Raw genomic sequence first — 19,036 nt, 5'->3', positions numbered from 1 at the left:
TCAAAAGAGAAGGGAATTCAAAAATGAAAAATTGGAAAAATCAAAAATCCGAAATTTTAGGGTGTTTTTTTTCAAACTTTTTTCAGGTTTCTTGAAGAAAAGAAAAAAACCGGTTCTTTTTTTAACCGGTTTTTCAATTTTAAAAGGAATATCTCAATGTGAAGGATGCTTCGTCCCACCAAAGCTTTGTAAAGTCAACAAAATTATATGCAGGCTTCCAATCTAAACTCAAATAGATGTTAGTATTATAAAAATTATATTCTAAACCGACTATAAAATCTACTCCATATGCTTTATAGTCCTCGGTCCCTTTATAAACCCAAGGCGGTTCAGCTTGGGGCTCTTTCCAAATCCCATAATGGCCTCCACCTCCCAGGTACCACTCCATTCCTCTAAATTCTCGAATATCCATATGGTGCTCATAAAGGAGGACCGCATTCCATCCCTTCCAACGATTGAATACCATGAGCTCCACTGCGGAGTGATCGGTAACAAATCGCTTAACTGATCCCCCAACGGAGGTTCCAGCCCGAAATCCAATCATGGTGTTGTAGGCGCCATATTGAGCTAGAGCCTGTGGAGAGAATGAAATAAATGCCAAAACAAAAATGGCAACAGCGAGAAAAATAGGTTTTTTCAATTGGCTACAGGTTGAATCCTGTCAAAAAGTAAAAACTTTTTCCGGAGTAATGCAATAATCCAATGGCACATCATGGGCTTCGGGCTGAATTGTTTCCTCTGGCGGGTAGAAACTAAGGCCAATCTTGATAACCTCCGGTTTTAATTTTCCCAAATAAGAATCATAAAATCCTTTCCCAAACCCAACTCGGTTCCCTGAATGATCATATGCCAAAAGAGGCACAAATACCACCTCTATTTTATTTGGAGAAACCAGGATTGACTCCTGTGGAACAGGGATTCCCCATTCATCCGAAAAGAAAGCGGCGTCCTTGGGCAATTTAAGGGTATCCAGTTCTGTATCACCTCTGTTTACTTGAGAGGTGTATAAGGTTTTATCAAGTTTATCGAGCGAGTCCTTTATATAAAAGGTATTCACCTCATTAAACCGATCGATCGGAAAGAACAAATGAAAATGCTGTAGATGGCTTTTGTCCTTTAGCCAATTTAAAAATTGATCGTGTATTGACCGGGATTTTGCTTCAACTACTGTGGGTTGAAGGCTTTTTCTCAGCTGTCTGTATGCTGACCTTAGTTCTTGTTTGCTTTTCATCAGCCTTTAATTTGTTTTCCCATGGCTTGATTGCCTGTCCTGAATTTATTCAGGGAGAATCCCTCACACTCCATTTTTATCCCTCTAACTTTGTCATTCTGTTCAATTTGAGGTGTATTCCAGCACCATCATGTTAAAGTCAAGCGGATCAAAACAATCCAACAAATCTTCTATCAAGGAAGGATTTGCCAGGTAAAACTGCATCATATTGACCACACGCTCTTGGGGACTTCCCCCAGGAGCTGTAAAATCCAAAACAGCCTTTGCCCGGTTCAGATCCACTTCCAGTCGCCTTTCTTCAGCTTTTCTCAATTTGGCACTCATCTGATCCAAAATCTTCAGACTTCGGGATTTGCCCGCCTGAAATGCCGATTCCAAACTCTTTTCCAAAGTTGCAGCTTCTTTTCCTTTTCTGTCAAAAAGCTCGGAAATAATCTCAATCTCTTGCTTCAGGCTAAAATCCACCTGCGCTTGCCGCTCAACATATCCTTTTTTCCAGGACTCAAAATTCACAAAAACATCTTCCACGGCCCATCCCAACTGAGCGGTCTTTTTCAATACCGGTCCATCCAAAATCAAAGCGAAGTTTCTAGGCAATAAAATGGGAAAAGGAACTCCAAAATGTTCAAAAACTCCTTTCAGCTGAAGCCAATACACCACCTCTGCAGGACCTCCCAAATAGGCCAAATTTGGTAGAATCATTTCCTGATACAATGGCCGCAACACCACATTGGGACTGAATTTTTCCGGATTTGAGTCCACCAACGCTCGGATTTCCTCAGTGGAAAATTTGATTTCGGAATTTAATACCTGAAAGCCCTGTCCTGAAGCCTCAATTCGCTCCCGAATGCCTTTTTCCAAATAAAACAAATTGATTTCCCTCGGGAAAATCTGGTTTTTATAACCCAGTTGCTCCAGAGAATCACTGGCTTTTTGAGCTTCCTTAAACGGTGTATGTTCAAAAAGATCATTGGAAATCACTGGCTTGAAAATCGACTTGAGTGCAGCGTCATTTCCATCGACTACGATCAATCCTTCCTCCCCAAACAACTGATTGACATACTTTCGAACTGCCTCTCCCAGCGTTTTTGAAGTTTGATAGGCATTTTTGAACACATCCGGGGCAAAGGACACCTCCTTCAAAAAGGTTTTAAAGGAGTCATCCAGCTCGAAATCCCCAACCGCACCCTTTTGACTGCTTAACCACTGGTATTTTTTACCATCCAACTTGAAGTAATTGATTTCGTCAAAATCGTGGTCCTCGGTAGCCATCCAATAGACAGGAACAAAATGATTTTTCGGATAAGCCTCCTTCAGACGTTTGGCTAGATTGATGGTGGAGACGATTTTATATATAAAATACAGAGGCCCGGTGAAAAGATTGAGTTGGTGGCCAGTAGTGACGGTAAAGGTATTTTCGCTGAGAAGCGATTGCAAATTGTTGGTTACTGATTCCGAAAGCTCCACTCCGGAATATTGGTCTAGCAAAGCCTGATTGAGAATTGCTCTGTTTTCAAGTGGAAAATTCTTGGCTGCGATGGCCTGGCCAAAACTCTCCAGCTTGGGCAAATGTGAATAAAACGGCCTTAATTCTTCTTTACCTTCTATATAGTCCAAAAAAAATCTTGAAAACTGACCCGTCTTATTCAGATCTACGCAGTGTTTTTTCATCGGAGTGGGTGAAGTATGTTTGGGAAGGCTAACTTAGCGATCCGAACCAAAGTTCGGTTTTTTTTGCAAAAAACAGGACATCTTACATCAATGGTGGTGAAAGGTAGCGCAAAAGTAAAAATCAGGAGATTTTACCCCTTTTCGAAAACCAAAAGACCCCATTTAGATTCTATTTAAGTTAACCCGAACTGAATGTTTCCATACCAACGGTTTTTCCTGAACAACGGCCTCGAAGTGATAGTCCATGAGGACCACAGTAGCAAAATCGCCGTATTCAATTTACTTTACAAGGTCGGATCCAGATTTGAAAAGGCTGGAAAAACCGGCCTAGCTCACTTTTTTGAGCACTTGATGTTTGGGAGCTCGGCTAATGTTCCAGTATTCGACCGGGAATTGGAGCTAGTCGGAGGTTCCTGCAATGCGTTTACCAGCCCCGACATCACCAACTACTATATGACTTTGCCGGCTGCGAATATCGAAACTGCCTTTTGGCTCGAGTCTGATCGCATGCTGCAGCTGACGCTAAGTGAGAAAACCATCGAAACTCAGCGAAAAGTAGTCATGGAAGAGTACAAGCAGCGCTATCTCAACCAACCTTACGGAGATGTCTGGCATCACATGCGGGATTTGGCTTTTGAAAAACATCCCTACCGCTGGCCAACGATCGGCCAAAATCTCAGCGACATCGAAGGCTACACCCGTGAAGACGTTTGGGAGTTTTACCAAACGCACTATCATCCGGGAAACGCCATTTTGGTGGTTGCAGGTGATGTCTCACTTTCCCAAATTGAAAAATTGGCTCAGAAATGGTTTGGCCCAATCGCCTCCAATCCGGCCAAGCGAAACGAAATTGCTTCCGAACCGGTGCAAACCCAAAAGCGGACCCGTGAAATTCAGGCAAAAGTACCTACAGATGCTTTGTACAAGGCCTATAAAATGCCTGCCAAAAGCGAGTCTGGTTACTTGGAAGCTGATTTGATCAGCGATCTTTTGGGCTCAGGAAAGTCCTCTCTGCTTGAACAGCGATTGGTGAAAAACGGAAAAATCTTCGCTTCAGTCGGTGGTTATATCACGGGTTCGGTGGATCCGGGTCTCTTGGTTTTCTCCGGAAAAATGGAATCCGGAATCTCTGCAAAAGAAGGTGAGCAGGCACTGGACGAGGTCATCGGGGAATTTTTAGGGAAGGAAATTTCCGATCGAGACCTGCAGAAAATCAAAAACCAAGGTGAAGCAATCAAAACCTATGAATCCATCCAACTCATCAATCGGGCGATGAATCTCGCTTACTATGCTCATTTAGGCGATCCTGAATTATATTGGCAGGAATTTGAGGAAAAATCAAAAATCGGAGCCGCTCAAATCAAAACCTGGGCAAACCGTCTGCTTCAGGAAGACCAGGCTTCGGCACTTTACTATCAATCATTCCATTCATGACACCATTCAGAATCGGCTTCGGCTATGATGTACATCAACTGAAAGAAGGCTATGACTTTTGGCTTGGAGGAATCAAGCTTGAACACGAAAAAGGTGCAGTCGGTCACTCTGATGCGGATGTACTCATTCACGTAATCTGTGATGCCTTGCTTGGAGCGGCAAACATGAGAAACATCGGGTATCACTTTTCGGACAAAGACCCCAAATTCAAAGGAATCGACAGCAAAATCCTCCTCACTGAAGTCATGAAGATGATCAGAGGGGCAGGTTACGAACTTGGAAATCTGGACTCTACGGTCTGTCTCCAAGTGCCCAAACTCAATCCCCATATCCCTGCGATGAAAACCTGCCTCGCCCAAGTCATGGCAGTGGAAGAAGAAGCCATTTCCATAAAGGCCACCACCTCCGAATGGCTGGGGTTTGTCGGAAGAGAGGAAGGAATTTCAGCGTATTGCACAGCTTTGATTTATAAAGTATGAGTGGAAAAATAAAAATCATCACCACAGAGGACGGCTCACATTCTCTTTACCACGAGGAGTTGCAGGAGACTTACCATAGTTTTCATGGCGCTTATCGGGAGTCTATCCATGTTTTTATGATTTACGGCCTGGATTCTTGGCTGGCCAGAAATCCCAGAAAATACCCCATCCGGATTTTTGAAGTTGGCTTCGGTACCGGCCTTAATGTCTGGCTTACCTTAGTTTGGGCCGAGCAAAACCAGATTCCGGTGTTGTACCATACCATAGAACCCCACCCCATCGAAAAAGAAATCTATTCCCAGCTCAATTACATCGAGCATGACCATGGGATTTGGCACTTCCACAAGTACTTCGAGGCGCTACACACTGCTCCATGGAATGAAGGCGGACCTGTTTCTGAATATTTCAATTTTAAAAAAGACAAAGTAACGCTGCAGGATGCTCAGCTTTATCCCTGCGACGTGGTCTTCTTTGATGCCTTTGCTCCAAGCAAACAGCCAGAACTTTGGGAAAAAGAGTCCTTGGAAAAAGTCATTGAAACCATGAGGCCTGGTGGACTATTCACCACCTATTGCGCCATGGGACAACTGAAGCGGGACTTGAAAGATCTTGGACTTGAAGTTGAAACTCTTCCCGGTCCTCCCGGAAAGAAGGAGATGACTCGGGCTTGGAAGATAAATGCGCAGTAGCCAGTTTAAACTTGGCAGGATGCCTACTTGATAACTGAAATTGTTTTTTCCTTTTCCAACAAAACCTGAAAAACGACCATGCTGATTTTAATTTTATCCATTTTACTAAACCTGCAGGCTCCAACTTTGGAAGGTGCAAAGCTGGAAAAGTTGGTGCAGGAACGCGATCAGCTTCATGCCGAATGGAAGGTTTCGGAAAGCAAAAAGACTGGAATTTTTGGAAACAGGACCAAAAAGGACATGATCGAAACCAACGAATGGCTGGAACGAATCCTCGCCAAAGACAATCAAATCATGGACGAGCTCCGAATGATCGGCGCAATTGAAACAACCACTATCTCCCAGGAAAAAGAAGATTATAAATCGATCACTTTAAAACTCGAACAGAATGTCCAAGCTATGCAAAGGGCTTTGGCTGAAAAAGACAAAGAAATCGAATCCAAAATAAGGGATCGGAGAACTTTTGAATGGGCAAGCCTGATTTTTTTCCTTACCTCTGCAGGACTTGGATATTGGATTTACCGGATTAAAAAACACTAAAAAAGGCTTCCTGAATGATCAGGAAGCCTTTTTTACTACCTCATTTCTTGTTTGGGTTTTATTTCAACTTGGCGATTGGTGTCCTAGCACCTTTTGTCACCTGATCCATCGTACAGAGAATTTCCGCAGAGAGAGGCAGATATAAATCCACCCTAGATCCAAACTTGATGAAGCCAAATTCACCGCCTTGCTCCAATTGAGATCCTGGTTTGACATACCATTTGATCCTTCTAGCCAAAGCACCGGCGATCTGGCGGACCATGATTTTGTTTCCATTGGTGTCGGTCACGACCATCGAAGTTCGTTCATTTTCAGTGCTGGACTTGGGATGCCAAGCCACCAGATATTTGCCGGGGTGGTATTTAAAATATTCCACCACACCTTTCACCGGGGAGCGGTTCACGTGGACATTTACCGGTGACATGAATATGGAAACCTGCTTTCGCTTTTCCTTCAAATATTCATCCTCAAAAGCTTCCTCTATCACCACTACCTTACCATCCGCTGGAGCGAATACGATCCCCTCCTCATTTGGAAGTGGGAAGACTGGGTTTCTAAAAAACTGTAAAATTAACAGATAGATCACCACACTGACCAATAAAGACACATTGATCCACAGTCTTTCCTCCGGTAAGTAATAGTAAAGCAGGTAATTGAGTACGGCCAAGATGATCATCAGCCAAAACAGCAGCACTCGTCCTTCTCGATGTATTGTCATAACGGTGTAATTAAAAAGGCGTGGAGAAGATCTACCCCACGCCTCAAAGTTAAAACTTTTAACCAGATCAAGGCTTAGAAGCCTCCACGGAAGGTATAAGTCTTTGCCACTTTATCAATCGCAACGATGTATGCAGCAATTCTCATGGGCACTTCATATTTGACAGAAGCTTGATAAACATTGTCGAAAGCATCCTTCATGATTCGGTCTGAGCGACGGTTGACACGGTCTGCCGTCCACTTGTAGCCTAATCTGTTTTGAACCCATTCGAAATAAGAAACGGTCACCCCCCCTGCATTAGCCAAAATATCTGGCACAGCCATGATTCCTTTTTCATTAAGTATAGCATCAGCTTTGGCAGAGGTTGGGCCATTGGCGCCTTCTACGATCAGCTTAGCTTTTATTTTATCAGCATTGGCTACTGTGATAACATCTTCAACTGCGGCAGGAACCAGCACGTCCACTTCCAAAGTCAGTAGATCCATGGCATTTTCCATTTTTTCTCCGCCGGTGAACCCTTCCAAAGTCCCATTGTTACCATCGCGATATTGGATCGCCTCCACAATGTTGATTCCTTTTTCGTTGTAAAAAGCTCCTGTATGATCGGAGATAGCAACTACTTTCAAGCCTCTTTCTTCCAAAAGCTGAGCTGCCCAGCTTCCTACGTTACCAAAACCTTGTACTGCACAAGTTGCAGAGAAAGGATTGATTTTAAGTTTTTGCATAGCAGCTAGTGCGGTTACCATCACGCCTCGTCCTGTGGCTTCAGTTCTACCCAAAGATCCACCAAGAACGAGTGGCTTACCAGTCACTACTGCAGGAATGGTCATACCATGAGCTTTGGAATATTCATCCATTAACCAGGCCATTTCCCGAGGTCCAGTTCCCATATCCGGGGCAGGAATATCCTTGTCCGGACCAAATACATCGATCATGGCCATGGTATAAGCACGGACCAATCGTTCGATTTCTCCTTTTGACATTTCGCGCGGATTGCAGCGAACTCCACCTTTACCTCCTCCATAAGGAATATCCACTACCGCACATTTCCAGGTCATCCAGGCAGCAAGAGCTCTCACTTCGTCCAGATGAACATCAGGAGCGAATCGAATTCCGCCTTTAGCAGGACCAAGAATGTTGGAATGAATTACCCGCATCCCTTCGAAAACCTGGATTTTACCGTTGTCCATGGTGATTGGAAGGGAAACGATTACTTGTTTGGCAGGATTCTTCAACACGTTGTAAACCTCGTCAGAGAGTCCGAGTTTCTCCGCAGCGATGTTGAATCTTTCCATCATTGACTCCAAAGGATTCTCTTTATCCTTTATCGGAGCCGGTTCAATGTAAGCCATATTGGGTCTTTAAAATGTATATGTGAAATGCTTCACAAACTTAAGTAGTTTTTGAGACAGCCCGCCTTTCTATTGAAAGATTTTCAAAAAAGCGGTGATAAAGGGGGCCGAAAGTAACAATCCGTCAAAACGGTCCATGAATCCCCCATGGCCGGGCAGTCCGTTACCGGAATCTTTGATTTCAATTGATCGCTTGAATAATGATTCGACCAAGTCTCCATAGGTACCGGCAATAATGATAATGCCCGCGATCACCAGCCACTTCCAATCTTCCAGCACCCGGAAGTACTGGGAAAGAACGAACGCCACTGCTATGGCTGAAAAAGCACCTCCCAAAAACCCTTCCCAGGACTTTTTGGGAGACACACGCTCAAAAAGTTTGGTCTTACCGAATTTCGTCCCGGCGAAATAGGCTCCGGTATCACTTGCCCAGAGTATCAACAAGCATCCGATCAGAATTTCGTAATGGTAGACTTTATCAACTGAGAATACCGCCAGATTCAATAATGAAAAAGGTACTGCAACATAGAATATTCCCAAATAGGTAAAAGCAACACCGGTAAAAGGTTTCTTATCAGTTTTCTTGTAGAGTTTGATGAAAAAAGTCAAAGAAACGAGTGGGAAAATCAGGTAAAGGTACTCATTGGGCAATTGTTCTTTTTCGATCATGAAAGTGAGGGTGAATATCATTACCCCTAAAACCGTCCCAAAACTCTTCAAAGGAAGCATTCCATCCAAACCTGAAAGCTTGTAGAATTCCATTTGCGAAAAGGCAAGAATTCCTGCGAAAACCACAAAATAGGTCCAATCAGAAAATATGGAAGCCGAGACCACAATCAACCCACCGATCAACGCAGTAATTGCACGCTGCCCCAGGTTACTGTAGTTATTAATATTAAAATGTGATCTCATTTTGAATCAATTGCATCGCTACCATGACATCTCCGTGGGGAACCAATACTTCGAAAGTTCCCGTTAGCTGATACACGGTTTCTTTTTTATTTAAGACCACTGCAGGAATTCCACTTTCTTCCAACACCCCCTTCACAATTTCTGCACGGATCTGATTTTGGTCCTCAAATACCCTGATCCAATTCTGCATCTTTTGGTTGATTGATTTTTTTAAAGTAAAAGAATCCAACCATAAGAACCAAAAGTCCAATTATTGCTGCAGGATAAGACACCGTATCTGTGGACTCCAGATCAAAGTCCACCATCCCCTGATTAGCCATATATACTACAATCACTGTCAGTGAATTATTGAAAATATGGGCAAGAATCGGGTATACTAAGCTACCGGAATACATATATAAATATCCGAATAAGGCTCCCAGAAAAACCCTGGGAAGGAACCCATAAAACTGCACATGAATCGCTGAAAAGATAATCGCAGTCAACCAAATCCCCCAGTGAGCAGAATTCGTGTAGAGCTTCATTTTGGGTTGAACGACACCTCGAAAGAACATTTCTTCACCGATTCCGGCAAAAACTCCAATGACCAAAATCCCGGTGAGAAGTTCAGGTATTGTCTGAAAATCAGTCAGAAACTTGGTGAGTTCCATCAATTGGGTTTCCATTTCCTTCATCCAGCTTTCCATTTCGGACATGGACTCGGGAAGATCCAGCTGGGCATTCCAATAGACCAACAGGCCATTGAAAAACATGGCTCCAAGGGTAATTCCCAAGGCAACACCCAGATTTTTAACAGTAAATCTTGAATGTTGGATTTCCCAATGGAGATCTGCTTTTTCAATGAATCGGGTGATGATCCAAGAGGCTACCCAAAAACCTATTCCCGAGCCAATCCCTTGAACAAAAAGCATCGCCATTCGTCCATTTGGCACATCAAAATTACCGGACATGAGTCCTAATACATCTTCCAGCGTAATATTGAACAAAGTCGGAATAAAGGCCAAAGCTATTCCCTGAAGGAGAATTAGCGTACCAAAAGTGACTAAAACAATGACTACCAGGGACAAAAGCCAATTCTTACGTTTGGCTATTTCTGATTGGGTTTCGTAAATCTCCATATTTGGGGTAAATTTACGTCAAATTTAGAATTGAGAAGTGGTTAAGATTGGAAAGTTAGAGCTGGGGGAGTTTCCCTTACTGCTCGCCCCGATGGAAGATGTAAGCGATCCACCCTTTCGCGCAGTCTGCAAGCAAAACGGGGCAGACCTCATGTACACCGAGTTTATCAGCTCCGAAGCCCTGATTCGGGATGCCGCAAAAAGTGTCCAGAAGCTGGATGTCTACGACTATGAGCGTCCTGTGGGAATACAAATCTTTGGTGCTGAGATCGAATCCATGCGTGAAGCCGCTGCCATTGCAGAGGCCGCAGGTCCTGATATTTTGGATATCAACTATGGCTGCCCAGTACACAAAGTAGCCTGTAAAGGTGCCGGAGCCGGGATTCTTCTGGACATCGACAAGATGGTCTCCATGACTGCCGAGATCGTCAAGAGGGTCAATATTCCGGTTACAGTAAAAACCCGGCTCGGCTGGAGCCATGACACCATCCGTATCGTGGAGGTAGCTGAAAGGCTCCAGGATGTAGGAATACAGGCGATTTCCATTCATGCCCGTACCCGTCAGCAGATGTACAAGGGCGAGGCTGACTGGAGTTACCTTAATTTGGTCAAAGACAACCCTAGACTGCATATTCCGGTTTTTGGCAACGGTGACATTGATTCTCCTGAAAAGGCTGCCGAATACAAGGCCAAATACAACGTGGACGGTATGATGATTGGCCGTGCGTCAATCGGATATCCCTGGATTTTCAATGAAATCAAACACTTTCTGGCAACCGGGGAAAAACTTCCCATCCCAGACTTGAACGAACGGATTGCCGTAGCAAAAAAACACCTTGATTTTTCAGTGGAATGGAAAGGCGAAAAACAGGGAATCCTGGAAATGCGCAGACATTACACGAATTATTTTCGAGGCATGCCAAATTTCAAAACCTTCAGAACTGAAATGGTCACTGCCGAAACCTACGCTCAGGTAGCAGAAATACTCGAACAGGTAGCAGAGGCCTATGCGGATTATGAATTTCAAAGCTGAACCAAACAAGACCTCAGAATTTTAACCCCTGAGGTCTTTTTTTTGACCTTATATCTTTAGGAATCACTTCCTTTGCAAACGAAAATTACCCCCTCCATTTAATGAGTACTACTCACTCAGAAAACAGCCTGAAAAACTGGGCTTTACTTGTCATCTTAACCCTGATCTGGGGAACCTCATTTATCCTGATCAAAAGAGGCTTGGAGGTTTTCACTCCTGGAGAGGTTGGGGCTTATCGAATGGTAGCGGCTGCTACTCTACTCCTTCCGCTTTCCATCCCAAAGCTCAAAAACCTGAATAAAACCCAGGTAAAAAACCTGCTTTTGGCGGGTTTGCTCGGCAGTTTCATCCCGGCATTCTTGTTTCCGATGGCTCAAACCCAACTCAGCAGTTCCCTGACTGGAGTTTTGAATGCATTAACCCCGCTTTTTGTGGTACTAGTAGGCGCTCTGTTTTTCAATACCAAGATTACCGGCAGAAATGCCCTTGGATTGGTAATTGCATTTGTAGGGGTTATTATCCTGGTAACTTATAAGGACGGCGGAGGTTGGGATTCGCTTGCAGGAATCAATTCTTATGCGCTGTTTGTCATTGCAGCTTGCATCTGCTATGCGTTCAACCTTCATGTGATCAAAACCCGGTTTACCAAACTGAAATCCATTGAAATCTCTTCGATCTCGTTGTTGATGATTCTGCCTTTGGCCTTGATTTACCTTTTTGCGGGGACCAATTTTTCCTACAAGCTGGTGACTCATCCCGATGCAATGGAGGCACTTGGCTACGTCACGATTCTGGGAATGGTGGGCACGGCCAGTGCACTGATCCTGTTCAATATTATGGTGAAAAGCGCCAGTCCGTTTTTTGCCAGCCTAGTGACTTACACGATACCGATCGTGGCAATCATGTGGGGCGTGTTGGATGGTGAGGTGCTTTTATTAGGCCACTACCTGGGAATTGCTGCAGTAATCCTTGGGGTTTGGGTGGGAAATAGGAAATAGGTTTTTCCCGGCTATTTACCTTCCTGATAGGTCTTCAGCTCTCTTTTACTCATCTCCAAGACGACCACTTCCTCAGGATGCACCACTTCAAATGTGATGTATTGCTTGATCTCGACATTGCCTTTGTCACTCACAAAGCTGACTGGAAATGGCTGATGGATCAAGCGGTCACTGTCCTTTACAGTTTTGATGTTTATCATTCGTACATGTGGGCCTTGGGAATAATTTTCTCCCCCTGATTCTGCCAAAACTTCTCCAGGGAAAACTTGCTGCCCCACTTTTACCTTTTCGGACCCCGGCTTCAGCACTGTCAGCTTGGTGAAAGTCCCATCTTCATGGTAGATCTCAATGAAATTTTCCTCCGCGACAAAGCTTAAATTATTCCCAGTCACATTCGCATCCATTTTCATCGCTGCGATAATTCCCTTTCGAGGAGCAACTATCTCAACAGGCTGATCAAACATAAAGGAAACCCCTACATAGGAGCCCTTTGCAGATTCATTTCCAACTGTGGCCTCGAGAGGATTATTCAATACTGCCTTCACCACTGTCCCTTCAGATACCGGAACCAAATACGCGGGATTGACCTTGGTCTTCGCGTAGACATTTCCTTTTGCAAATGAATAAGAATAGCGATAGCTCGAACCCTGTCCTGCGAGAGTAGGACTCAGCGTGGCCACCTTAGTTCTACCCGGATTGGCTACTACAGTTGTGTTTCCTCCAGCCGGGGTAGTCAAATTTTGGATTTGAGAGAAATTGAGAACCACTGAGTAAGGAATTTCGGCCAAATTGGTCGCGTAAAAGATCACATTGTTTTCTTTGTCCCGCTCTGTTTCTATAGTGATTTGAGCAAAAAGTGCTGAAGTGCAAGAAAGAAAAAGGTAAATAAAAAGAACTAGTTTAGTCATTTTGGTGAGAAAGTATATTTTGACTTAAAAATACTTTCTATTAACTAAATTCCAAGAATCAATCTTTCAAATTCATTCTTTTTCGCCAGGAAAAAGCCAGCATCGGCAATTGCTGATAGCTGTTTACACCGGCCTTCACTCCCTGACTTTTCAGGAAAATATCGTTGGATCTACGACTTAGTTCAAGGGAAAACGGCTGAATCGCTTCGCTGGCTTCCCGAATGGAATTCAGGTCGTTTCGGATTCCAGGTGAAATGTTTTTTACCCAAGCTTTGTACTCATCGGGAGCCATCCGGTAATAATCCCTCATCTGATACAGAAGCAATCGAAGGTGACCGGAATACCTCAACAAGGGATCATCCGAATTGGTACAAATTACCCAGGCGATAAAATTGGCTTCCCCCTCATCGGTCACCCCATAGCTGTGGGCCATTTCATGTGCTACAGTAAAGGGTTGCTCCAAAGGATGCAACGTAGGATCAATGTAGCTCTCTCCGGTAAATGGAAAATAAATCCCGAGAATCCCCATTTTCCGCATAAACCCGGGTGGGGGAAACTGTTTCGTCCTTGGCTTTCCGGTAAAATTCAGCCCCAACACGGACAGGTTTTCACTCATATTGCTTCTGACCAAACGCTCCAGATCAGGGTAATCCAAGATTTGTGTGATTGGAGTTGTATCGGCTGTTACCCTTCCCCTATACTGCTCCACGAGCCGTTGGGTAATTAAAATTTCTGATTCAAGCTGCTCAAGATTGAGGGCTTTTGGTTTGAGCCCCAACTGTTGAAAGATTGGTGTACGCTGATAATTGAAACCCCAAAGCACCAGAAAAAAGAAAACAAGAGCCCCAACGCCATTAGCCAAGGATCGAAAAGTAAAAAAGGAACGGGACTTCCAACCCACTTTCCTTTTGAAATTAAGGATGAACATCCCCAGAACAAAAAACACCAGGGCCATAAAAAGGTAAACGCTCGGAAACGGAAGATTCCCGAGCGTCAAATCAATTACGTTTCGAATTCCAGGAAAAAACCGACGGGAATATATCTCATCGGTTGCCTCCGGATTCTGAATGGCAAAATATCGGATGATCAGGGCAAGGATTCCCAGAAAAGCCCATGACCAATCTCTCTTACCCATTTGAGGTAAAGATTAGATTCCCTCTGCCTGCACTTCCTTCACTTCCGGAAGCATACGGGTCAGTAGGTTTTGGATTCCTGCTTTGAGCGTAACTGTACTGGAAGGACATCCGGAACAGGAACCCTGCAAGAGCACCTTCACGATTCCATCCTGGAAAGAATGAAATACAATTGCTCCTCCATCTTGCTCCACAGCAGGACGAATATACTCATCCAAAATGCCTTTGATTTTTTTCACGATCTCTGAGTCATTCTCATCGAAGAGCGGGTCTTTGTCAAAACTTGCCTGAACGGGCTTTTGACCTGACTCCAGAAACTGCTTGATATGATCACGAATGATATTCTGAATCTCTGCCCACTCCACTTCTTCAGATTTGGTGACGGTGACAAAGTTGGACGCGATAAATACGCGCTGAACTGCTGCAAAATTGAAGAGTTCTTTAGCCAATGGGCTATTTCCTGTACTTGCTGCATCAGGATAATCAAAACTTATCCCTTCCTCAGCGAGCATAAAATTCGCCACAAACTTGAGAGAATTCGGATTCGGATTGGCCTCCATGTAGAGGTGTACGGGTCTGGCTTGAGCTTTCAGCATGGAATTGAAAATTATAACTAGAGAAACCAAAAAGGGCCTCGGAAGTTCCGAAGCCCTGAAATTTTAAGAAAATTACTTTAGCGTTTTGCCTTTGGCGGCATACCAGATGCCTCCATAAAGGTGCTTTAGAAAATCAGGATCTTTCCAAACTGCTTCCACGTGCCCCAAAGCAGTGTAGAATACTCTGCCTCCGTCAAACTCGTGATACCAAGCCATCGGATGGTTTGCACCCATTGGTTTGGCCGGCTCATAGGTAGTTTCGTCCGCATTGATCAGGACTTTGATATTTGGGTTAACGTTTCGGAATTCATACAATTCGTCTGTCCATAACCAGTTTTTTGGCAAATGCCAAGTGGATGGATGCGTGTTGTCCACTACTTCCAGACGCAAGGTCTGCTGTCTTGGATGAGCAAGGAAATAGGCTCCGATCATCTGGTTGTACCAAGGCCATTCGTACTCGGTATCTGTGGCAGAATGGATACCCACCACGCCTTTTCCGCTTTGGACAAATTTCTGGAAGGCAGCTTTCTGAGCATCATTGAAGATGGTACCGGTAGTACTCATCAGGATTATTACGTCGTATTTAGCCAGATTTTCATCAGTAAAATGGTTGGCATCTTCGGTCGTATACACACTGAACACGTGTGCTGCGGCCAACTGCTTGATCGCATAAACTCCGTCGGGAATCATCTGATGCCGAAATCCGGTGGACTTGGAAAAAACCAAGGCACGGAATTGCCCACCCTGTTGGGCAAAAGCCGCCAAACTGGTCAAGAGCGCCAGGGCAAATGTGAAGAAGGTGATTTTAAATTTCATAGGTATTGGGTTTTTTGATTGATTTCGGAATTGGAATATCGGATTTCAGATTGAAAGATTTACGGACTGACGTCCGAAATCAGAAATCCGAAATTATTTTATCAACTGGAATTTCTCTCCGGCTTCTTTTCTCGAAAATGCATTGAAATGCCACCATTCGCTACCGATTCCTGTAAAACCTGCTCCGGTCATCACTTTTCTTAGGATTTCACGGTTGGCAACCTGGGCTCGGGTGATTTTTCCTTCCGCCAACATCTCCAGTTCACGGTCCGGGTAGGCCGGATATCCAAAATAGTCGTAAGGTGTCCCCATATCCAATGGCTCACCTTTTTTCAAATCAAAAATGGTCAAATCCACTGCCACACCATAATTGTGTAAGCCGCCGATTTTGGGATCGGAGACATACAACGGCTTGATACTGTCAGGTTTGTCCAGACTGTCCCAAAGAATCTGCTGTACACTGAGTGGCCTTACTCCGTCATAGATAAGCAAAGTCAGATTAGGATACTGCTTTTTTAAGTCCTCTTGTGCTTTTTTTACCATTTCAGCCACTTCCGGCTGGAGAAAGCAACGAACCAAGTCCCCATAAACATCCCTTCCAAAAAAGTTGTCGGTGGTGGAATACTTCAGTTCGACCCGAATTCCCGGAACAGCAACCTCAATATCCACCAATCCCTGGGCAAAAAGCATACTTTCCAAATCAGAAATGGAATCTCTTGACGCCAAGGATTCGGATTGATCCAAGATTTCGCGCTGCTGTTCTGAAAACTCCTCTTGCGCACTTTTCTGTGGAGAAGAGCAAGCAATTGAAAAAGCCAGGATTAATGCAGACAGCCTTTTCACGTCGATAGGTTTTTGTTTACCACAGTTGCAGATGCCTGCGCAGTAGGGAGGATTACGATGTCGGCTAAAACAACATGGGAAGGGCGATTGACCACAAACTCCACGATATCCGCAATGTCCTGAGCGTAGAGGGGAGTAAAGCCCTTGTAAACTGATTCCGCTCTCGATTCATCGCCTTTGAAGCGGACCAAGGAAAATTCCGTCTCCACCATCCCGGGGTGAATCCCGATCACTTTGATGCCAAACGGATTGAGGTCAATTCGCATTCCTTTGGTAATGGCATCTACTGCATGCTTTGATCCACAGTACACATTTCCATTGGGATAGACTTCTTTGCCTGCAATCGAACCGATGTTTATGATCGTGCCGGATTTGCGCTCGGTCATTCCCGGGATGATGGCCTTGGAAACGTAAAGTAAGCCCTTCACATTGATGTCCATCATCGCATCCCAATCATCCAAGTCTCCGGTCTGAATCGGGTCCATGCCGTGGGCGTTGCCTGCATTGTTGATGAGTACGTCAATTTTTGTCCAGTCAGATGGGAGATTACCCAAAACCTCAAGAACTTTTATTCGATCACGCACATCAAAGACCAAGGGGAAAAAACGAACCCCTGCTGGCATTTCGGTTTCCAATTGATCCAGACGGTCCTTTCTCCTACCAGTGGCAATGATATCATAGCCCATTTTGGCGAGAGTCAGCGCGCAGGCTTTTCCAATCCCGGAAGTCGCTCCGGTGATCAAGGCGATTTTTTTATTCATGTTTTAAAGATAAGAGGATTGGAAAATTAAAGTCATCCTGAACAAAGTCGAAGGATTAAAAATTGGAAAATTGAAGGAGGCAAAGGTGGGAAATGCTGAAGTTGGAAAGTGATAAAAAATTTTCAAATGAGGTTCTTTTTCACCTCGTAAATCAAAAATCGTAATTCGTAAATCGACCTAGCTTCTCCACAAATACGGAAACAAAATATACGCTGTGACTCCCACGATCGCATTAATGGCCAACAGTGTCAAAAGCTTGTCCACACTCACACTCCAATCCAGTCCATCGAGCGCATTTTTGGAAATCCGGATCGCCATCAACAGAATCGGGATAATTACCGGAAAACTCAGAATCGCCATCAACGTAGCGTTATTTCCCGCCTTGGATGCAATTCCGCTGACCATGGTCAAACTGGCAGAAAATCCAACCGATCCCAATATCAGGTTAGTCAGAAAAAGATTTTGATCCTGTACCGGATTACCTAAAATCACCGAAAAAACACCGTATCCCAGTAAGGCAAGAATTAGTGTCAAACCGGTGTTGTAGATGATTTTGGATAAAATAACAGCCTCAGGGGAAGCGATCATGTAATAGTAGAGTTGCCGCCCTTGATGCTCCTGCACGAAGCTTTTTGCGACAGCATTTACTGCTGAAAAAAGAATGATTATCCAGTACAAGGCATTCCAGGTAGGAATGGAAAGGTTACCCATCTTGGCCCCCACGCTCAGGTAGGTGATAAAAACCGCCGAAACCACGTAAAGCAAAATCCCATTCAGCGCATACTTCTGCCGCCACTCGAGGGTCAGTTCTTTGCGAATCAGCACGGAGATTTCTTTCCACATGGCTCAAAGGTAAGAAAAGTAGGCTTTGGGAACGGTTACAGCTCCCCAAAGAAACCTAGGATTTTTCTTTACGCTTGCCCAACGTTTTGAAATCCCTTTCCCGCTATCTTTTGGAAAAAATTTAAGGATATGCAATGGGAAGAATTTTCCTACCGATGGCTTAGGATTGCGGAGTTGACGACCACCAGATATTTTGTAATTGCAGGATTGGCTTTTTTTGTTTTTTACTTCCTCCTTAAAAAAATAATGGCCAGCCGAAGGATGCAGGCCAAATACCCCAAAATCAGGGATTACGTCAGGGATATTACGTATTCCCTGATCACCATCCTGATTTTTGCCACCATGGCAACTCTGGTTTTCATAGTATTTCAGCCTTTCACCAATCTTTATTGGGATAAAGACAAGTACGGAATGTTCTATTATTACCTCTGCTTCCCACTGATGCTGTTGATCCATGATGCTTATTTCTATGGAATGCATCGACTGATGCATCACCCAAAATTGTTCCGTTGGGTCCACAAAATACATCATCAGTCCACCAATCCTTCCCCTTGGACAGCCTACGCATTTCATCCGATGGAAGCGGTCATCGAGGCAGGAATCATTCCGGTCATTGCCTTCACATTACCCGTATACCAGAGCTCACTCGGACTTTTTCTGCTGTTTCAGTTTTTCTACAATGTATACGGCCATCTGGGATTCGAGCTATTTCCTAAAAACTTTCAACATAACTGGTTTGGTCGTTGGGTTAATACCGGCACAGCACACAACCAACACCATGAACATTTCCATGGAAATTATGGGCTCTACACGTTAATCTGGGATCGATTATTTGGAACGCTTCGAGAAGACTATGAGTCAAAATACGAACGTGTGACCGGATCGAAATAAAGGGTTGACCTAATCGGTCTATTCTGAAAAAATCCATTGGTAATGGTAGGGAAACGCTTTTGCCCTTGTT

At 44.2% G+C, this 19,036-nt stretch carries 22 protein-coding genes; 7 read left to right on the top strand and 15 right to left on the bottom strand.

Annotated elements, in window-relative coordinates; translation table 11 throughout:
• Positions 1-139: 139 nt before the first annotated feature.
• The 3 genes from D0X99_RS08170 to bshC form a co-directional block, all read right to left on the bottom strand.
• Positions 140-640 (bottom strand): hypothetical protein, encoded by a 501-nt coding sequence (locus D0X99_RS08170; RefSeq protein ID WP_119477186.1) that lies wholly within the window; start codon positions 638-640, stop codon positions 140-142.
• A 21-nt stretch (positions 641-661) separates the two neighbouring features.
• The gene (locus tag D0X99_RS08165; protein WP_119477185.1) at positions 662-1,231 is read right to left on the bottom strand and encodes a 5-formyltetrahydrofolate cyclo-ligase; all 570 of its coding nucleotides are present in this window, start codon (positions 1,229-1,231) and stop codon (positions 662-664) included.
• A 102-nt stretch (positions 1,232-1,333) separates the two neighbouring features.
• A complete protein-coding gene (bshC, locus tag D0X99_RS08160) occupies positions 1,334-2,902 on the bottom strand; it encodes a bacillithiol biosynthesis cysteine-adding enzyme BshC (RefSeq protein WP_119477184.1) in 1,569 nt (522 codons plus the stop codon).
• Between the two features lie 192 nt (positions 2,903-3,094).
• On the opposite strand from bshC, the gene D0X99_RS08155 reads away from it, so the two are divergent.
• The 4 genes from D0X99_RS08155 to D0X99_RS08140 all read left to right on the top strand — a co-directional run bounded on the left by D0X99_RS08155 (position 3,095) and on the right by D0X99_RS08140 (position 6,044).
• Positions 3,095-4,336, top strand: a complete 1,242-nt coding sequence (locus D0X99_RS08155) for a M16 family metallopeptidase (protein WP_119477183.1) — start codon at positions 3,095-3,097, stop codon at positions 4,334-4,336.
• Positions 4,333-4,815: a 2-C-methyl-D-erythritol 2,4-cyclodiphosphate synthase gene (gene ispF, locus D0X99_RS08150; protein ID WP_119477182.1), complete on the top strand. Its 483-nt coding sequence runs from the start codon at positions 4,333-4,335 to the stop codon at positions 4,813-4,815. The genes D0X99_RS08155 and ispF overlap by 4 nt, the downstream gene beginning before the upstream one ends.
• Positions 4,812-5,504, top strand: coding sequence for a tRNA (5-methylaminomethyl-2-thiouridine)(34)-methyltransferase MnmD (gene mnmD, locus D0X99_RS08145; protein ID WP_119477181.1), 693 nt, complete (start codon positions 4,812-4,814; stop codon positions 5,502-5,504). The genes ispF and mnmD overlap by 4 nt, the downstream gene beginning before the upstream one ends.
• A 78-nt stretch (positions 5,505-5,582) precedes the next feature.
• Complete coding sequence (locus D0X99_RS08140; RefSeq protein WP_119477180.1) at positions 5,583-6,044, top strand: Clp protease ClpB; 462 nt, start codon at positions 5,583-5,585, stop codon at positions 6,042-6,044.
• Positions 6,045-6,102: 58 nt separating this feature from the next.
• Here the strand turns inward: D0X99_RS08140 and D0X99_RS08135 are convergent, their stop codons facing one another.
• From D0X99_RS08135 to D0X99_RS08115, 5 genes are all read right to left on the bottom strand, one after another.
• Positions 6,103-6,762, bottom strand: a complete 660-nt coding sequence (locus D0X99_RS08135; protein WP_119477179.1) for a phosphatidylserine decarboxylase family protein — start codon at positions 6,760-6,762, stop codon at positions 6,103-6,105.
• 74 nt (positions 6,763-6,836) lie between these two features.
• A complete protein-coding gene (locus D0X99_RS08130; RefSeq protein WP_119477178.1) occupies positions 6,837-8,114 on the bottom strand; it encodes a Glu/Leu/Phe/Val family dehydrogenase in 1,278 nt (425 codons plus the stop codon).
• Positions 8,115-8,183: 69 nt separating this feature from the next.
• Positions 8,184-9,026 (bottom strand): phosphatidate cytidylyltransferase, encoded by an 843-nt coding sequence (locus D0X99_RS08125; protein ID WP_119477177.1) that lies wholly within the window; start codon positions 9,024-9,026, stop codon positions 8,184-8,186.
• Positions 9,010-9,216: a putative signal transducing protein gene (locus D0X99_RS08120; protein WP_119477176.1), complete on the bottom strand. Its 207-nt coding sequence runs from the start codon at positions 9,214-9,216 to the stop codon at positions 9,010-9,012. The genes D0X99_RS08125 and D0X99_RS08120 overlap by 17 nt, the downstream gene beginning before the upstream one ends.
• A complete protein-coding gene (locus D0X99_RS08115) occupies positions 9,191-10,144 on the bottom strand; it encodes a CPBP family intramembrane glutamic endopeptidase (RefSeq protein WP_119477175.1) in 954 nt (317 codons plus the stop codon). The genes D0X99_RS08120 and D0X99_RS08115 overlap by 26 nt, the downstream gene beginning before the upstream one ends.
• Positions 10,145-10,181: 37 nt before the next feature.
• On the opposite strand from D0X99_RS08115, the gene dusB reads away from it, so the two are divergent.
• Both dusB and D0X99_RS08105 read left to right on the top strand, forming a co-directional pair.
• Positions 10,182-11,177 (top strand): tRNA dihydrouridine synthase DusB, encoded by a 996-nt coding sequence (gene dusB, locus D0X99_RS08110; RefSeq protein ID WP_119477174.1) that lies wholly within the window; start codon positions 10,182-10,184, stop codon positions 11,175-11,177.
• Between the two features lie 101 nt (positions 11,178-11,278).
• Complete coding sequence (locus D0X99_RS08105) at positions 11,279-12,175, top strand: DMT family transporter (RefSeq protein WP_119477173.1); 897 nt, start codon at positions 11,279-11,281, stop codon at positions 12,173-12,175.
• Between the two features lie 11 nt (positions 12,176-12,186).
• On the opposite strand, the gene D0X99_RS08100 is transcribed toward D0X99_RS08105, so the two are convergent.
• From D0X99_RS08100 to D0X99_RS08070, 7 genes are all read right to left on the bottom strand, one after another.
• Positions 12,187-13,083, bottom strand: a complete 897-nt coding sequence (locus D0X99_RS08100) for a M23 family metallopeptidase (RefSeq protein WP_119477172.1) — start codon at positions 13,081-13,083, stop codon at positions 12,187-12,189.
• Between the two features lie 58 nt (positions 13,084-13,141).
• Positions 13,142-14,218 carry a DUF3810 domain-containing protein gene (locus D0X99_RS08095; protein WP_119477171.1) on the bottom strand — a complete coding sequence of 359 codons (1,077 nt, stop codon included), beginning with the start codon at positions 14,216-14,218 and terminating at the stop codon, positions 13,142-13,144.
• A gap of 12 nt (positions 14,219-14,230) precedes the next feature.
• Positions 14,231-14,812 carry a NifU family protein gene (locus tag D0X99_RS08090; RefSeq protein WP_119477170.1) on the bottom strand — a complete coding sequence of 194 codons (582 nt, stop codon included), beginning with the start codon at positions 14,810-14,812 and terminating at the stop codon, positions 14,231-14,233.
• A 72-nt stretch (positions 14,813-14,884) separates the two neighbouring features.
• The gene (locus tag D0X99_RS08085) at positions 14,885-15,628 is read right to left on the bottom strand and encodes a ThuA domain-containing protein (protein WP_119477169.1); all 744 of its coding nucleotides are present in this window, start codon (positions 15,626-15,628) and stop codon (positions 14,885-14,887) included.
• Positions 15,629-15,721: 93 nt separating this feature from the next.
• Complete coding sequence (locus D0X99_RS08080; RefSeq protein ID WP_394336579.1) at positions 15,722-16,471, bottom strand: M15 family metallopeptidase; 750 nt, start codon at positions 16,469-16,471, stop codon at positions 15,722-15,724.
• Positions 16,468-17,232: an SDR family NAD(P)-dependent oxidoreductase gene (locus D0X99_RS08075; protein ID WP_119477168.1), complete on the bottom strand. Its 765-nt coding sequence runs from the start codon at positions 17,230-17,232 to the stop codon at positions 16,468-16,470. Before D0X99_RS08075 ends, D0X99_RS08080 begins: the two co-directional genes overlap by 4 nt.
• Before the next feature lie 177 nt (positions 17,233-17,409).
• The gene (locus D0X99_RS08070; protein WP_119477167.1) at positions 17,410-18,075 is read right to left on the bottom strand and encodes a heme exporter protein CcmB; all 666 of its coding nucleotides are present in this window, start codon (positions 18,073-18,075) and stop codon (positions 17,410-17,412) included.
• 129 nt (positions 18,076-18,204) lie between these two features.
• Here D0X99_RS08070 and D0X99_RS08065 point away from each other — a divergent pair, with 129 nt between their 5' ends.
• Complete coding sequence (locus tag D0X99_RS08065) at positions 18,205-18,966, top strand: sterol desaturase family protein (protein ID WP_119477166.1); 762 nt, start codon at positions 18,205-18,207, stop codon at positions 18,964-18,966.
• The last annotated feature ends 70 nt before the right edge of the window (positions 18,967-19,036 follow it).

The organism is Algoriphagus lacus, from assembly GCF_003583985.1.
Lineage (GTDB): Bacteria > Bacteroidota > Bacteroidia > Cytophagales > Cyclobacteriaceae > Algoriphagus > Algoriphagus lacus.
Note: the sequence above shows the minus strand (reverse complement) of the source record. Positions and strands in the feature narration are given on the sequence as shown.

Excerpts from the sequence above, each read along its gene's own strand:
- D0X99_RS08165 (WP_119477185.1), bottom strand. The coding sequence starts at position 1,231 with ATGAAAAGCAAACAAGAACTAAGGTCAGCATACAGACAGCTGAGAAAA.
- bshC (WP_119477184.1), bottom strand. The coding sequence starts at position 2,902 with ATGAAAAAACACTGCGTAGATCTGAATAAGACGGGTCAGTTTTCAAGA.
- D0X99_RS08155 (WP_119477183.1), top strand. The coding sequence starts at position 3,095 with ATGTTTCCATACCAACGGTTTTTCCTGAACAACGGCCTCGAAGTGATA.
- ispF (WP_119477182.1), top strand. The coding sequence starts at position 4,333 with ATGACACCATTCAGAATCGGCTTCGGCTATGATGTACATCAACTGAAA.
- mnmD (WP_119477181.1), top strand. The coding sequence starts at position 4,812 with ATGAGTGGAAAAATAAAAATCATCACCACAGAGGACGGCTCACATTCT.
- D0X99_RS08140 (WP_119477180.1), top strand. The coding sequence starts at position 5,583 with ATGCTGATTTTAATTTTATCCATTTTACTAAACCTGCAGGCTCCAACT.
- D0X99_RS08135 (WP_119477179.1), bottom strand. The coding sequence starts at position 6,762 with ATGACAATACATCGAGAAGGACGAGTGCTGCTGTTTTGGCTGATGATC.
- D0X99_RS08130 (WP_119477178.1), bottom strand. The coding sequence starts at position 8,114 with ATGGCTTACATTGAACCGGCTCCGATAAAGGATAAAGAGAATCCTTTG.
- D0X99_RS08125 (WP_119477177.1), bottom strand. The coding sequence starts at position 9,026 with ATGAGATCACATTTTAATATTAATAACTACAGTAACCTGGGGCAGCGT.
- D0X99_RS08120 (WP_119477176.1), bottom strand. The coding sequence starts at position 9,216 with ATGCAGAATTGGATCAGGGTATTTGAGGACCAAAATCAGATCCGTGCA.
- D0X99_RS08115 (WP_119477175.1), bottom strand. The coding sequence starts at position 10,144 with ATGGAGATTTACGAAACCCAATCAGAAATAGCCAAACGTAAGAATTGG.
- D0X99_RS08105 (WP_119477173.1), top strand. The coding sequence starts at position 11,279 with ATGAGTACTACTCACTCAGAAAACAGCCTGAAAAACTGGGCTTTACTT.
- D0X99_RS08100 (WP_119477172.1), bottom strand. The coding sequence starts at position 13,083 with ATGACTAAACTAGTTCTTTTTATTTACCTTTTTCTTTCTTGCACTTCA.
- D0X99_RS08095 (WP_119477171.1), bottom strand. The coding sequence starts at position 14,218 with ATGGGTAAGAGAGATTGGTCATGGGCTTTTCTGGGAATCCTTGCCCTG.
- D0X99_RS08090 (WP_119477170.1), bottom strand. The coding sequence starts at position 14,812 with ATGCTGAAAGCTCAAGCCAGACCCGTACACCTCTACATGGAGGCCAAT.
- D0X99_RS08085 (WP_119477169.1), bottom strand. The coding sequence starts at position 15,628 with ATGAAATTTAAAATCACCTTCTTCACATTTGCCCTGGCGCTCTTGACC.
- D0X99_RS08075 (WP_119477168.1), bottom strand. The coding sequence starts at position 17,232 with ATGAATAAAAAAATCGCCTTGATCACCGGAGCGACTTCCGGGATTGGA.
- D0X99_RS08070 (WP_119477167.1), bottom strand. The coding sequence starts at position 18,075 with ATGTGGAAAGAAATCTCCGTGCTGATTCGCAAAGAACTGACCCTCGAG.
- D0X99_RS08065 (WP_119477166.1), top strand. The coding sequence starts at position 18,205 with ATGCAATGGGAAGAATTTTCCTACCGATGGCTTAGGATTGCGGAGTTG.